Raw genomic sequence first — 14,679 nt, 5'->3', positions numbered from 1 at the left:
TAGAGAAAATAATTTCACGTACCATACTTATTTTAAATATTATAAATAAAAATCATCAATAACCTCATCGATTTGTTCCTGAGCAATTCCTATATACCGTAATGTTACGGAAGGGGAAGAGTGATTGAAAATATTTTGTAGCATGGCGACATCTTTATTTCGTTTATAGAAATGATATCCAAATGTTTTGCGAAGCGTGTGAGTGCCAATGCCATCTAGACCTACTTTGTTAGCGGCCCGATTCAAAATTTTATAAGCCTGGACCCGCTTAATTGGCAAATCGGTAAGTCTTGAAGGGAAGAGGAAAGCTTCTGGTTCCATATCAAAAATGTATTCATCGATATCCATACGTAAACTGGCATTGATTTTAAATACTTTTGCTTTCCCAGTTTTTTGTTCAATCATTTTAATATGTGTTTTTCCTCGTACATGCTTTACCTGTAATTTCAACAGATCACTAATTCGCATCCCTGTATTAATTCCAAGGACGAATAAAAACCAATTTCGATAACCATCTCTTCGTAAGACTCGCTTAATTTCTTCAATTTTTTCCGAATCACGAATGGGTTCTACCGTTCTCATAAGTCACCTCTTCTCCTTTGCTGAAATCACTTATTCTCTGCGAAAGTGCATTCAACTTCCTGACTAAATGTGTAGTATGTTAATGTTTCCTTTTAGGAAACAACTATAATCGTTATGTTTCGTTACTAGTATACCAGATTTGAAAGAGTAGTTAAAACCCTTATATATCAACATGTCTTTTCTGAGGTAAAGGAAACACAATAAGTATTTAGTTTCCCTCTAACGCTATATGTGCATTTAGTTTTTAAATCTCTTCTCTTTGTACATTAGAGGTAATTAATAAATTTTATAGACAAGGTGTAGGGAATTGGGTAAGTAAAGTGTTAATGATGGAATAATTTATTATATTTTATTTAAAGTATGGTATGTGAAATTATATTATGACCCTTCATACACAAATCCGCATATGGGGAGTCGTTAATCTTTTTAATGACAAGAAATAAGGAGTATTTCTTATAGCATCCGAAAAACTTATTCAAACTTCCAGGGGGAATCCATATATGCTAATGAGTCATATCCCTTTTTCAAGTTTGCTAATAATCGATTTTACGACATTACGAATTTGACCAGTTCGATAGGACTCAATAAAATCACAGTACAGAAGCTGTAAAATGTCCTCAACCGAATAATTGGCATCTTCGTAAAGCTCTGATAGGTCTGCTAAAAAGACTTCAACACGGAGACCAGCCCGCCGTTTAATCGGACAGGTAATTTCTTTCATTCTTTTCACTCCTTGATTGAGGAGTACTTCCTGTCCAGTGTACGTTCTTAAAACGGCCGGGCGTTTGTCCCTGGCCATGAGTTCACGAAAGACTGCATGATGATCAGGGGATTGCCTGATATTATGCAAAAAATCCTTCAACAATAAATCTAATAGATCGGCTTGGGTAAACTGAAAATCACTAAGTTCTGTAATATCTTCACATAGAAGTTCCCCTCGTAGATAGAGAGAAGCCGGAACCACAAAACGGTATTTTAATACTTCGGAAGACTGGATTTTTTTAAAAAGTCTTTCAACAATCCGATCACGCAGGGAAGTCCCTTCGTAAGCAAGATTCGAAACCTCTTCGTGAACTAGCTTGAAACGGTCAGATTCTGAATGCATCTCACTTAACCTCCTTTTAAGATAATATTGCAGAGATAATACGGTAAGCTGCCCGCCGCAAACTACAATCCCATTCAATACTGAGATCTTGAAGTTGTTTAAAATAATCCTGCTCCAATTTAACAGGGTATGACAATTTAGACTTGGAAGGATAGGGCACAGTAGGTTCCGGAAAGAACTCCGCCCGTGGCAGTTCAGTCTTCATCTTTTGACTAAGATAGTTTGTGGGGTATTCACCGGCCTGACGGGCTAATGCCTTAATCATTTTTCGCTGATCAAGCGTGAGAGGTATCTTAATATCATGTTTCTTATCACGCCGCACTTTGCGCCCTTCATTTTTTGTGATCGGCTTTTTCCGAACATTGGTGGTCCGAACTGGTTTAGGTCTCGTTGCTTTCTTTTTCTGAAACATAGGATTAAGTGAATCCATCATTCTACCTCCCCATTGAAATTCACTCCACTTTCAAGGAATATCCTAGAGTCAAAGAGTCAGAAAATCATATAGTCATAGATATGCGAGAGGAGGGGAGGATAGAAGTATAAAAGCGAGAAAGCCTGGCGATACTTTCTAATAACGAATAATATCCATTCAGGGAGTGAAATGAAATGGCTAGAAAGAACAACGCAAAAAAGCAGGGAATCTCAAAAAAAGATGCAAAAAAGCTTGTTTCGTTATCTCGCAAAAACAGATCGATCTCCATGATTTCAGTTAGAGATGCAAGGTAAGTAGAGTAGTATATTTTGGCTAAAACTCATATCTCCAATAGGATATTTCGTAATGATCCACCTCTCACCTGTTTTTCTATTGTTAAAAAATACAAAAAAGGTATTGTTTATAGAAGTTAAAAAAAGGGGGATGGATCTACAATCCAGAATTAGATTAATTCCAACAGTTTAGTCTACATTATGCAATATAATAAAAAGGACGTAAGGGATAACGTCCTTCTGACTATACAATTTCTTTCTGTTACGTTCCCTTCCCTTTGGGTTACAATATGTGAATTCGTTTCAAAGGATCCTTCTTAGAAAGGACTCTACCTCTTATACGTTGGCAACGTTATTTATATAGAATGTTAAGTTATTAAATTGAATTCATATATTTTTTTACTTTGGCAGCCGTTTCAAATCGGTTTGCACCTGAAAGTACGGTAAACTTGTCTGCTTTTAACCCCTTTGAGTTTCCACCTATTACGATCAATTCACTTGCAATGCTTTTTAACTTTATTAATTGGTAATACGTTGGATAAATAATTAATATTTGTGGTAATAATTGAATTTGAAAAACTCCTCCTTTTTGATTGAGAGAAGGAGGAGGGGCATAATTCCAGAAGAAAAACGAGAAAAGGCTTATTCTACTTTGATCATTTGTAAAATAATGGGTGTACCTGATAAAGGGATATCCTTTGTATGGAGAATAATTTTACCTTCTTTTACAGTATAGGTAGCTGGTGGTTGTAAGACTGCATTAATAAACAAACTCATATAAGAGACCAAAGTAGGTGATAGAATTTTTTGAGGACCATAATTGGAAAGAGAGTCATTATCCATAAATACCCTTTTAGATCCAGTAGACATAGTATAGTATTCAAAAACTTTAACTCTTTTTGGACAAACATAGCGAACTTCTTTTTTGGGGAGTTCTGGGAATGTAAATAGGGGCGATTGCTTTTGTTTATTTTTAGATAAATTATCATTCATTAGCGGTAGCCCCCGGCTGTCATTGAATTTTATAGGAAGATATTACCTGTATGAGCTAACCAAGTAAATACCTGTTAACCTATAACCATTATTTATATTATGTATATATTGTAGGGTAGGGGATAAAATTTTAAAAAGGAGTTATAAATAATGGCATTACAGCTTATGAAGCTTCTTGTAACGGCAACGTCAACCATAGAAACTGGTCCAACTCCAGCAAAGTTCTTCTATGTTACCACTGGAGAAACTGCTGCAGGGGCAACTTTATCAATAGATACTGCAGATTTTTTCGATGATGCAGGTGCTGCTGCTAGTAATCTTCCTGTATTGGCAACAAGTAATAGTTACTTTAATGTGAATGTGAACGGTGTGTTACAAATGGAAGGTATTTCAACCTACACACCTGGTGCCACAACTGTTGGTTCCCTTGCGATTGAGGTTCCTGCAGGAGGAGATTCTATACCAACGGGCTCACCAGTTGTATTGGAAGTTATAAACTTCTCTCCAACTTCTACTACGACTGTTACAACATAAAGATGTGGTTGAATGAACTATCCTCAGATACTGGAAGCCTTATAATAAAGGTGGCCATTATCGGGGGTATTTCAATTTTCAGTCGTGATTGAGAATGAAAGCATAGTTAACGCCAGAGAGAGACCACTTTATTATATACTCAACTTTTCCCTTTAATTTCCCAGGTCCACAAATTGCCGTGAGATCTCTGTCATTATCTCATCAAGCATGTTCTCTCCGAGTCGTTGCGTTCGGAATTTTGACAAGGACTTTTATCTGGCAGGGAGTCTTCTGGATTGATCACGAGAAAATATATTTAGACAAGATTAACTTCTTCATTTGTTCATCTGAATAGTATTAAATATATTGTAAGAATAGAAGTTTACACATGAAATCAAGGGTTCTTTCGCTAGACGCCGAAAACGTTTGAAAGGTGTCCTTCAGTAGCTCGTTAATAAAACAGAAATCAATAACTATCGTAATCTTTTTGAGGATATGATTTTCCGGAATTTTATCGTATACGGAGTGAAAACTTGATTACTTTGACTCTAATCGAAGCACAAGGCCTGGATGAGGGTTCTACGAAAGCTGTGATTCGGAGCAGCCGGGAAATCCATCTTCTCCAGGACGACGAAGTGATCGTCGCTTTGGAGATGGTGAATGATCGTAACTTAACCGTACATACGTATAATGAAGAATTAGCTCTCAAAACCCAAGCCAATTTGCACATATATTACGATCTATTACGAAAATGGATCGACAGTATGCAGGATAGGACCGCAATATAAATACCAAGGGTCAATACAGACAAACGTAAACGTTGATGTTTACGTTTGTCTTTTTAGTGCGCCCGGTATGGGCTATAACTAGGTGATGAAAGTCCACTACAGGCTTGGCAGTAGGAACTGTTAGCCTAGACAATGGTGTCTTGGATGTCTTAAAAACGTTCGAAATGGCGACGATCTTTCGCTTCATGCATGGCTTCTTTCAATTCATTTAGCTGATTTTGAACGTCCGTACCTCATGCATCCTTTCGAATATTTTTAATTCATACCCGACAGAATCATTAATTCAACTTATATATACAGAATTAGCTTTTATAGTAAATTCAGCATGTTTGCTTTGAAGGTGGTTTGCATTACTAGGAATAGGTGATAGCTTCCCGAATGATAAAAATTCAACTCAATTGTATTGTAAAACCAGAAATGCAAAGAATAACGGTATCACTATTTTGAAGGAGGACCACATTGTTTAGAAAGAATGCTGGAGACGTGTTGATGGAATTGTTAATTGATTGGAACATAGATCATATCTATGGAATGCCTGGAGATTCCATTAATTCAATCATTGAGTCATTAAGAAAAGTCGAGGATAAAATTAAATTTATCCAAATTCGCCACGAAGAGAATGGAGCATTGGCAGCTTCGTCCTATGCTAAGTTAACTGGTAAGATTGGAGTATGTACAGCCATCGCTGGTCCAGGAGCTATTCACTTACTTAACGGGCTTTATGATGCAAAATTGGATGGGGCACCTTTACTGGCTATTTGCGGGCAAGTGGAATCGGACCTTATGGGAATAGATTACTTCCAAGAAGTTAACCTTTCTCGCCTTTTTGATGATGTTGCCGTTTATAATCAGCGGATTACATCAGCTGAGCAGCTTCCAGGAGTGATAAATCAGGCAATTCGTACGGCGTATGCTAAAAGTGGCGTTGCTGTTATTACAATTTCTGATGATGTTCAGAAGGCTGAAGTTGAGAAGGGAGCTCGGTTTACAAGTCCCGTTGTTATCAAGCCTAAATTCTTTCCTCATCAACAAGATTTGATAAAAGCAGAAGCACTGCTTCGTAAGTCAAAAAAAGCAGTTATTTTAGCAGGAAAAGGCGCTAGGAAAGCCAGTGCAGAACTTGTGGAATTTGCTGAAAGAATGGCATGTCCCATAGTATTATCGTTACCTGGGAAAGGTGTTATTCCTGACAAGCATCCCTATTGCCTTGGAGGATTAGGGTTAATCGGGACAAAACCGGCTTATGAGGCGATGAAAGAAGCAGACACATTAATTCTTATCGGGACGTCCTTTCCATTCACCGGATTTCTTCCTGAAAAAGCGAGAACTCTTCAAATCGATACGAACCCTGTTCAAATCGGCAAACGGTACCCAATCGATGTTGGTTTGGTAGGAGAAGCGAAAGAAACGCTAAAGGAATTATTAAATGTACTACAAGTAAAGGAAGACCAAACATTCTTAGAAAGTTGTCAGGGACGTATGGCCGATTGGTGGGCCAAGATGGAGAAGGAAGAAAAGGTGGAGAATGTTCCGATTAAACCTCAAAGCGTGGTGAAAGCTTTACAAGAAGTCACATCCAGTGATGCCATCATTTCCTGTGATGTGGGGAACGTAACCGTATGGATGGCTCGACATTTCAGAATGACAAATCAGAAATTTGTTATCTCTAGCTGGCTAGCAACTCTTGGCTGCGGGCTTCCGGGTGCTATTGCCGGGAAAATTGCTTACCCATCAAGACAAGTAGTTGCTGTATGTGGAGATGGCGGGTTTACAATGACAATGAACGATTTTGTGACGGCCGTTAAATATGATTTGCCGATGATGGTCATCGTTTTAAATAACCATAAGATTGCCATGATTAAATTTGAGCAAGAAGTAATGGGGAATGCTGAATTCGGAACAAATCTACACAATCCTAACTTTGCTAAATACGCAGAAAGTTGTGGGGGAGTAGGGTTCCGAGTAGAAAAACCGGAAGATTTGATGCCTACTCTAAAAAAAGCAGCACTTCAGTCAAAACCTTGTATTGTAGACGTTGTTGTGGATGCAAATGAAGCACCACTTCCAAGTAACTTAACATTTAGCCAGGCAAAAGGCTATGCTCAGCATATGATAAAGGAATTGTTTTCTGAAGGGAAGCTTGATTTGCCCCCGTTATAAAATGAGGAAGGGGTCAGGTACGTACCTGACCCCTTCTTCTTGATGCTTCTCGAATTTTTAGAGAGAGGATCCAGGAGTGAGTAAGAGGTTCATATAGATGAGAGCGCTGATCTCGATTACTTTGATCACTGGATTGTCGTTTATTTCTATTTTAACTTCAATGATGTAGAGCCCGAAATGAGGAGCAGCATTTTATTGTTGTCTCGGTTTAACTACAGAGTTAAATTTCCATATATTCCTCAAACGTGTGTTATCAGAGAAGAGTTTCTTCGATAGTTTACCCTAGCAGGAGAACTAGACCGTACACTGTATAAAGTTCATTATAATTTAGGGATCATGATCAATTATATGATGGGCGTAATGTCAAAAAGGAAAATGGAAAAATCCCTTCTTTCTGTTTGAGACTTTTCGTTGATCATTATTTAGCAATGAATCATGCATTCTACATAAAAATCGATCTAGGATAAAACCAAAAACACCATGATCCTTTTCAGGAATCATGGTGTTTTTTATCTTTTAACGTTATTTGAAAAAATCGGTACCTTGAGGTAATAGTATGCATCCAACGTATTCAAAGGAGCTATGAAACACGATGATCAGGGAAAAAGATTCGCTTTTTAAGTCAATCTATTCGTTTTTGAAAAGGGGTTTAGGCTACTTCTTGTCCGCTTTTCCTTTAAGAATTTTTACAGCGTTTTTAATAACACCAGGGATCGGTACGTTCAACCTTCCGGCATTCTCAATAATAGACAATAATTCATTCGATAAATAAAAGAAAAGAGTAGCATCTCTAATCATATGACCTCCAAAAAGTTGATCAAGGGAATGGGCGATTGCAATGATACTAAATATAACTATTTTTTTAAAAATACCTATAAAGCCGAACGCACTTGAAAGCTTCCCTTCATATGCTGACGCAAGCATTCCAGATATATAGTCCACAATCACAAATAGAACAAGCATATTTAAAAGTGGCGTCATCGAACCGAATAAGTAACTGATATATCCCCCTAGACAAACGGTCCCCATCTTATATGAAAATGAAATTCATTCCATCTTCTCGCCTCCATTCAATTACATTCATAAGAGGTTTTAGCCCCTCCAATACCATATGTAAATAATAGAAAAAATGATTGAGCAGAGGTCTATCATAAATCGATCTAATTTTATGATTGCGCTGTTTTTTAACACCACGTCAAAAAACAGTCAATCACTTTCTCACTCCAAAACGATGATCCGTAAAACTTTCTTTTGTAGTGGACAAGAACCGCTTCCCTTTCGAGCTTGTTTTCATAAGATGCTCTATCTCATAAAATAAGGAGGGAAATGATGTTTGGATTTTCCATGATCAAATTAGTACGACGTTTTGGAGATAAGATGGACCAGCCTTTGCGAGACAGGCTTGTTAATCTTTATCGTCCACTCCATTGGGTGCCCTGTTTTCTTCATTCTTCTTTTGAAAAATGGATAAAAAGGAGACATAGAATACCGGTCATCATCGAATTTTATCAATCAAAAAATGCTTGCTCACTAGGGTTGAAAGAGGTTCAACAGGTTGCTTCCGAACACCGTAGATGTAAAATAAACCATGAATTTAATAGCATCTCATGTTGTTCAGCAACTTTAACAGCCAACGCTGTTGAGCACCTCATTGTGAACGGTTCGCAAATTAAAAAAATACACTACGACCGGGAAGTCAACGCATTACTTGATGTAGCTTCTCCATCCATCCATGCGAATCATGTAAACGATTCAGGATTAACAGGGAAAGACGTGACAATAGCCATTATTGATACAGGGATATACCCCCACCCTGATCTGGATAGCAGGATCTTGGCCTTTAAAGATCTAGTAAACAATCGAGATACTGCTTATGACGATAACGGACATGGTACTCATTGTGCTGGTGATGCAGCAGGAAACGGACTTTCATCCGATGGAAAGTACAAAGGACCAGCTTCAGAAGCCAATGTTGTCGGAGTTAAAGTGCTAAACAGGACCGGTTCTGGCTCCCTTTCAACCGTGATTGCTGGTGTGCAATGGTGTATCGATCATAAAGAGACGTATAAGATTAATATTCTTTCGATGTCTCTTGGAAGCAGAGCCACTCAATCTGCCAGTGATGATCCAGTGGTAAGAATAGTAGAACAGGCATGGGAAAGAGGAATGGTCGTTTGTGTAGCCGCAGGGAATGATGGTCCTGATGAAAACACGATCGCTAGTCCAGGGATTAGTCCAACAGTTATAACGGTAGGAGCGATGGAGGATCACAATACGGTGAACCGTTCGGATGATACCATAGCCAGCTTTTCAAGTCGAGGACCAACCATCGATGGATTTACAAAACCTGATCTATTAACTCCTGGAGTAGACATCGTATCACTTCGTTCACCTAATTCCTTTTTAGATAAGGTATCAAAATCGAGCCGTGTTGGACAGCATTACTTTTCACTTTCTGGAACCTCGATGGCAACTCCGATCTGTGCAGGAGTGGCCGCTTTAGTTCTTCAACAAAATACAAATCTTACCCCTGATCAAGTGAAGGAGAAGCTTCTGAATAGTGCCGAAGATTGGGGATTACCTCCTAATACACAAGGAAAAGGCTATTTGGATGCCGAAAAGGGAGTGTAAATCTGGGATGACGAGGATTCGATCAGACAAACATGATTGGCTCTTTAAGATAAAAGCGCCATATTAATTGAATTTATTTGAATATTTTTGGTTGTTTGGTAAAATATAGGGTTTGAAGGCGATTTAAATAGTCGTCTTCCTATCAAGTTCATCAGTCGTCCTTCACACAAGATTAATAAGCCTTCAGAATAACGGATCGTCATTCTGAAATATCTATACATCACTCGAATACGAATGCATAAACAAGGAGATTTTAACCATGAATTCCTATTGATTATCACTTTAGTTACCCTTGGAGTGCAACCGGGATAAATAAAAGTGTCTCCTTTATACACATTTTTCCTTTTATGTGTTTTACTTGGCCGTACTTTTTGTGCAAAGGTAGCAGGGCTACTCCTAATAATTAATGTTTTCATTGGGATTGGAAACAACTTTATTAGGGGATATTTCGCTGATCAGTTTGGTCGAAAAAAAGTGATGTTATATGCAGAGACCTTGGTTCCGATTTCAGGAGCCTTTTGTTTAAATTACATACTAACCGTCTTGTGAATTGACACGAGGCGGTTTCTTTTTATACCAAAGGCGTTAAAAGTCAATTACTTCAAAAATGACACACATTTATTTTTGGCATTATGACCATTCAAGATTTGATCTAAAATAGTGTCAATTATATTGCCATTTTTACTGCCAATACATTTAGGAATCGCCCGTATTAAAATTTTTATATGGTGAAATAGGGGACATCATTGAAATACCCATGTTCTGTTAAAGGGAAGGATACTTGAAGACTCAGTTTCGAGATAATAGAGGTGCGGATTCCTCGTGTTCGAGAGTAAAAATACTTTGCGACTCTAATAATGGAATGCAAGATCCGATAACTTCCGTATAAAAAATATCGAGTGAATAATGAATTTTAACGATATTATGTACTTGTAAAGGAGGGAAATGAATGTTACAAGAATTCAATAATTTAATGGATTACATCGAAACACATTTAACGGAAGAAATCTCTGGAAAAGATATATCAAAAATTGCAGGACTATCTGATTACCATTTTAAAAGAATGTTTTCGTATCTGGCTGGAATGTCCTTAAATGAGTATATCAAAAACAGGAGATTATCAGTTGCGAATGTTGAATTAATAAACGGAGCAAAAGTGACAGATATCGCCTATAAATATGGGTATCAGTCTATAGAAGGATTTTCAAGAGCCTTTCGTGAATGGAGTGGTTTTTTACCTTCAGAAGTAATTAAAAACAAAATTCAAAAATCATTTCCCAAATTTTCATTCTTTATAGATATAAGAGGAGGAATATCCATGGAATTCAAAATTGAAAAGAAGGAGAAATTTAATATAGTAGGTGTATCGAAAAGAGTGCCAATTCAATTCGAAGGTGAAAATAATGCTATCTTAGAACTAGCCCAGTCAATTACAGAACAACAAAGAAGTGAAATGCATCAATTAGCTAATTTATATCCTCATCAAGTCCTGAATGTATCTTATGACTTTGATGATGGCTTCTTGGAAGAAAAAGGCTACTTAACTCATATGATTGGATTTGCAACTACAAAAGAAAATCCATTCGATGATTTAGAGCAAATTTCTATTGAAGAAAGCTTATGGGCTATTTTCCCTAATCAAGGACCATTTCCAGCTACACTTCAAGAAACTACCGCAAAAGTTTATTCTGAATGGTTGCCTTCTTCAGATTATACAATAGCAGATATACCTGGAATTTCTTTTACTAAGCACAATAGTACATCAGAAAATGTATATAGCGAAATTTGGATGCCAGTAAAGAAAAAAGTTAGCGATAAACTTGGGTGATTATTATATTTACAGATGAGTCATTCCGGTAAACCTTTATCTACCATATTACACCAGTCAATAAATATTGGCTGGTGGACATCCTCTAGTGCGATCATAAGCATTCAGACATCCTATTTTTAAAATATATGAAGTGGGATATAGATCCTCAGCATCTTAAAGTCCATAATTAGACATAAATACAATTTAATTCCATGATTCCAGTGTGAACTAGAAATGAATGACTATGAAATTCTAAGAAAACTAGAGAAATCGTAAGACTTTCCTTTCTTTATAAAGGGAAGATTGTTGAAGACGTATTTTCAAGATAACTTCGATTTGAAATCAGTTTAGTGGGATTGAAAATATTACATCTAACGTGTTAATGCTTAATGCTACAATGATGGTAATTTTAATAGGGAGGTAATTCGAATGAACTTACTTTTAACTAAATCGGGCGCTAAAAATTAAAGAATGTAAGGTGATGAAAACTTAACTGGTAAAGGAAGATTAAATGGAGATTAATGTTGATTTAGTTAGAAGTTTAATAAACGAACAATTTCCTGAATGGTCAGAATTAGATATTACACCTGTGAGAAATGGTGGTAATGACAATAGGACGTTCCACCTAGGTGATTATATGAGTGTAAGGCTACCGAGTTCTGAACATTATGTTCCTCAAGTCGAGAAAGAACAAAAATGGTTACCAAAGTTAGCAAAAGAATTATCTTTACCCATTACGACACCCATAGCAAAGGGGTATCCTAGTCAGGAATACCCGTTTCCGTGGTCAATCAACAAGTGGTTAAAGGGAGAAACGTTAACTTCTAAAAATATTCTTGATGTTAACCAATTCGCAAGAGACCTGGGAGCATTTTTAATTGAGTTTCAATCTGTAGATGCTAGTGGAGGTCCTTTTGCAGGGAAACACAATTTTTACAGAGGTGGCGATCTTGCGGTATACGATCAAGAGACGAGAGATGCTATTAACGCGAACACAGATACATTAAACACCTCATTACTAGATGAAACCTGGGAACTTTCGTTGAGCTCTAAATTTTTCGGTCATCCTGTTTGGATTCATGGTGATATGGCTCCAGGTAATATTCTCACTAAAGATGGAAAGCTCTCTGCCGTTATAGACTTTGGGATATTAGGAGTAGGTGATCCTTCTTGTGATTATGCCATGGCATGGACCTTTTTTAAAGACGAAAGTAGAAAGGTTTTTAAAGATATATTAAATACGGACGAAGAAACATGGAACAGGGCGCGAGGATGGGCTTTATGGAAATCTTTAATTACTTACAATTGGAATAGGAGATCTAACAAAGAAACCGCAGAAGATTCATACAATATCATTAATACCATCCAGGAGGATTACGAACTAAATCATAAGCTCTGATAGAATATTGTACAAATGAAAAGAACTAGTCAATGTTCGGTTAAATAGGGGTGATTTCTGTATTAGGAATCGCCTTTTACATAGAAAATGGAAGGAACATCTTGTTACGGAAAAGTGGTGTCTGTATTGGAGAACCTAGAAATTATAGGAGGGATGATTGGTCTGGTTCATTATTTAGGGGCGCTTTTCACAAGAAAATAAAATGTGTCCTTAATTTCATTGAAGGTATCTCAATTTCAAGTTTTCCAGAAAAAGGGGCATTTCTGGAGCAAGAGATAAACTCCTGCCTAAAGGTGGGACTATTTGTCTCTTACTTATATTGGTATATAATATATATGGTTGTCCAAATTGTTTAAAGGGAGCTGTTAAATGATGTCTATTAGTTTGAACCCCTATTTGATTTTTGACGGTAACACGAGAGAGGCGGTCAATTTTTACGAGAAAACACTGGGAGGAAAAGTGATGGATATCATGACGTTCGGAGATATGCCGGCGGACCCAAATCAGCCGTTGACAGATGACATGAAGGATCGCGTTATGCATGCTCACTTAAAAGTCGGCGAAGCAGATCTCATGTTCTCAGATACATTCGCAGGCATGCCTTATCAGCCAGGCGATACGATTCAGATTGCCCTCCATCCTAAAGAAGAGGGAAGAGCGAGAGAAATCTTTGCTGCCCTTAAAGACGGTGGGCAAGTTGTCATGCCCCTTCAAAAAACGGATTGGAGCCCCTTATACGGGATCGTAAAAGACAAGTTCGGCGTTACTTTTCAAGTGAATGTCCCAGAGGATCAGTCGAGGTAATAGCCCACACCCTTCTTTATCACCATAAAAAGCCTCCTGTTCGACGAATGGACAGGAGGCTTACTCAGATACAATTGGAGATTGTTGTATCCTTGTAAGGTGTACTTCCAATAGCAATACTTTAGGAGGGAATTATTTGAAACTTGGTGCATTTTCTGTAAGTTTAAGTGTGAAAGACATCACCAAATCTAAAGCGTTTTATGAAAAGCTAGGATTTCAGCCCCTTGGAGGAGATGCTACTCAAAATTGGCTCATTATGAAAAATGAAAGCTGTGTTATTGGGCTTTTTCAAGGAATGTTCGAGGAAAACATCCTGACCTTCAATCCTGGATGGAATCAAAATGCCGAAGATATTGATTCGTTTACAGATGTTCGCGAACTCCAAAAGCAGCTAAAAGAACACGGAATTAAAATCCTGTCTGAAGCAGATGAAACGAGCGAAGGGCCAGCAAGTCTTACGATTGAAGACCCTGATGGTAACCCGATTCTAATCGATCAACACAGATAAACAATTTTGGAGTTTGATGATGATAGTGATAGAAGCGCTATTAAGGGTAGTGTCCATGATAGGGATACGCCCTTTACTTATTTATCTGGATCAATATTATCATACAGCTATCCATGAGAAATCAAAATAACTTTTGAATGATATAATTGGAGAACAATTAATCAAAAATACATGAAAGGGAGGATGTATCATGACCAAACATAAGATCTATACAATGAGTGTCTCAAGTGTCTATCCCCATTATGTTACGAAGGCGGAGAAAAAAGGACGTACGAAAACAGAAGTCGATGAAATCATCCGTTGGTTAACAGGGTATAGCCAGGAAGAGTTAGAATCCCAACTGGAAAAGCAGACAAACTTTGAGGCCTTCTTTGCGGAAGCTCCCCAACTGAATCCTTCACGGACTTTGATCAAAGGTGTGGTTTGCGGTGTCAGAGTGGAAGACATCGAAGAACCAACTATGCAGGAAATTCGCTATTTGGATAAGCTGATCGATGAGTTAGCAAAGGGAAAAGCGATGGAGAAGATTTTGCGGAAATAATAATTAAAAACGAAGAAACACTGCTTCCATTTATAAAATATAAAAGAATCGGTGTTTTTTGTTGAATTGACAATAATCTTAAAACTTCGAGTCTTTTCTAATTTTCACTCTAGTAAAGAGGTGTGAGTGCTAAATAGTGT

Annotated in this window: 14 protein-coding genes and 1 pseudogene; 9 read left to right on the top strand and 6 right to left on the bottom strand. The window is 37.5% G+C overall.

Annotation, left to right across the window (positions count from 1 at the left end):
• Positions 1-39: 39 nt before the first annotated feature.
• The 4 genes from ABFG93_RS22200 to ABFG93_RS22185 form a co-directional block, all read right to left on the bottom strand.
• Positions 40-582 (bottom strand): site-specific integrase, encoded by a 543-nt coding sequence (locus ABFG93_RS22200; protein WP_347552966.1) that lies wholly within the window; start codon positions 580-582, stop codon positions 40-42.
• Between the two features lie 511 nt (positions 583-1,093).
• The gene (locus ABFG93_RS22195; RefSeq protein ID WP_347552965.1) at positions 1,094-1,687 is read right to left on the bottom strand and encodes a hypothetical protein; all 594 of its coding nucleotides are present in this window, start codon (positions 1,685-1,687) and stop codon (positions 1,094-1,096) included.
• 16 nt (positions 1,688-1,703) lie between these two features.
• Positions 1,704-2,120 carry a hypothetical protein gene (locus ABFG93_RS22190; RefSeq protein ID WP_347552964.1) on the bottom strand — a complete coding sequence of 139 codons (417 nt, stop codon included), beginning with the start codon at positions 2,118-2,120 and terminating at the stop codon, positions 1,704-1,706.
• A 914-nt stretch (positions 2,121-3,034) separates the two neighbouring features.
• Entirely contained in the window at positions 3,035-3,385 is a 351-nt protein-coding gene (locus tag ABFG93_RS22185; RefSeq protein WP_347552963.1) for a DUF4183 domain-containing protein, read from the bottom strand.
• Between the two features lie 150 nt (positions 3,386-3,535).
• Between ABFG93_RS22185 and ABFG93_RS22180 the strand changes: the two genes are divergently transcribed.
• The gene (locus ABFG93_RS22180; protein WP_347552962.1) at positions 3,536-3,919 is read left to right on the top strand and encodes a DUF4183 domain-containing protein; all 384 of its coding nucleotides are present in this window, start codon (positions 3,536-3,538) and stop codon (positions 3,917-3,919) included.
• Positions 3,920-4,077: 158 nt separating this feature from the next.
• Here ABFG93_RS22180 and ABFG93_RS23240 read toward each other — a convergent pair.
• Positions 4,078-4,408: pseudogene (locus ABFG93_RS23240) on the bottom strand (transposase); the annotation flags it as partial.
• 23 nt (positions 4,409-4,431) lie between these two features.
• On the opposite strand from ABFG93_RS23240, the gene ABFG93_RS22175 reads away from it, so the two are divergent.
• Positions 4,432-4,686, top strand: a complete 255-nt coding sequence (locus ABFG93_RS22175) for a nucleotidyltransferase substrate binding protein (protein ID WP_347552961.1) — start codon at positions 4,432-4,434, stop codon at positions 4,684-4,686.
• A 459-nt stretch (positions 4,687-5,145) separates the two neighbouring features.
• Positions 5,146-6,846, top strand: a complete 1,701-nt coding sequence (locus ABFG93_RS22170; protein WP_347552960.1) for a pyruvate oxidase — start codon at positions 5,146-5,148, stop codon at positions 6,844-6,846.
• Positions 6,847-7,500: 654 nt separating this feature from the next.
• Here ABFG93_RS22170 and ABFG93_RS22165 read toward each other — a convergent pair.
• A complete protein-coding gene (locus tag ABFG93_RS22165; RefSeq protein ID WP_347552959.1) occupies positions 7,501-7,875 on the bottom strand; it encodes a phage holin family protein in 375 nt (124 codons plus the stop codon).
• A 300-nt stretch (positions 7,876-8,175) separates the two neighbouring features.
• On the opposite strand from ABFG93_RS22165, the gene ABFG93_RS22160 reads away from it, so the two are divergent.
• The 6 genes from ABFG93_RS22160 (at position 8,176) to ABFG93_RS22135 (ending at position 14,539) form a co-directional block, all read left to right on the top strand.
• Positions 8,176-9,477: a S8 family peptidase gene (locus tag ABFG93_RS22160; RefSeq protein WP_431522115.1), complete on the top strand. Its 1,302-nt coding sequence runs from the start codon at positions 8,176-8,178 to the stop codon at positions 9,475-9,477.
• Between the two features lie 949 nt (positions 9,478-10,426).
• Entirely contained in the window at positions 10,427-11,305 is an 879-nt protein-coding gene (locus ABFG93_RS22155) for an AraC family transcriptional regulator (protein WP_347552957.1), read from the top strand.
• Between the two features lie 493 nt (positions 11,306-11,798).
• Positions 11,799-12,686, top strand: a complete 888-nt coding sequence (locus ABFG93_RS22150; protein WP_347552956.1) for an aminoglycoside phosphotransferase family protein — start codon at positions 11,799-11,801, stop codon at positions 12,684-12,686.
• 372 nt (positions 12,687-13,058) lie between these two features.
• Entirely contained in the window at positions 13,059-13,490 is a 432-nt protein-coding gene (locus tag ABFG93_RS22145; protein WP_347553241.1) for a VOC family protein, read from the top strand.
• Positions 13,491-13,626: 136 nt separating this feature from the next.
• Entirely contained in the window at positions 13,627-13,998 is a 372-nt protein-coding gene (locus ABFG93_RS22140) for a VOC family protein (protein WP_347552955.1), read from the top strand.
• 190 nt (positions 13,999-14,188) lie between these two features.
• On the top strand, positions 14,189-14,539 hold the full coding sequence (locus tag ABFG93_RS22135; protein WP_347552954.1) for a DUF2200 domain-containing protein: 351 nt from the start codon (positions 14,189-14,191) through the stop codon (positions 14,537-14,539).
• The last annotated feature ends 140 nt before the right edge of the window (positions 14,540-14,679 follow it).

The sequence above is a fragment of the Pseudalkalibacillus hwajinpoensis genome, assembly GCF_039851965.1.
In the GTDB taxonomy this organism is placed as follows: Bacteria; Bacillota; Bacilli; order Bacillales; family Guptibacillaceae; genus Guptibacillus; species Guptibacillus hwajinpoensis_E.
Note: the sequence above shows the minus strand (reverse complement) of the source record. Positions and strands in the feature narration are given on the sequence as shown.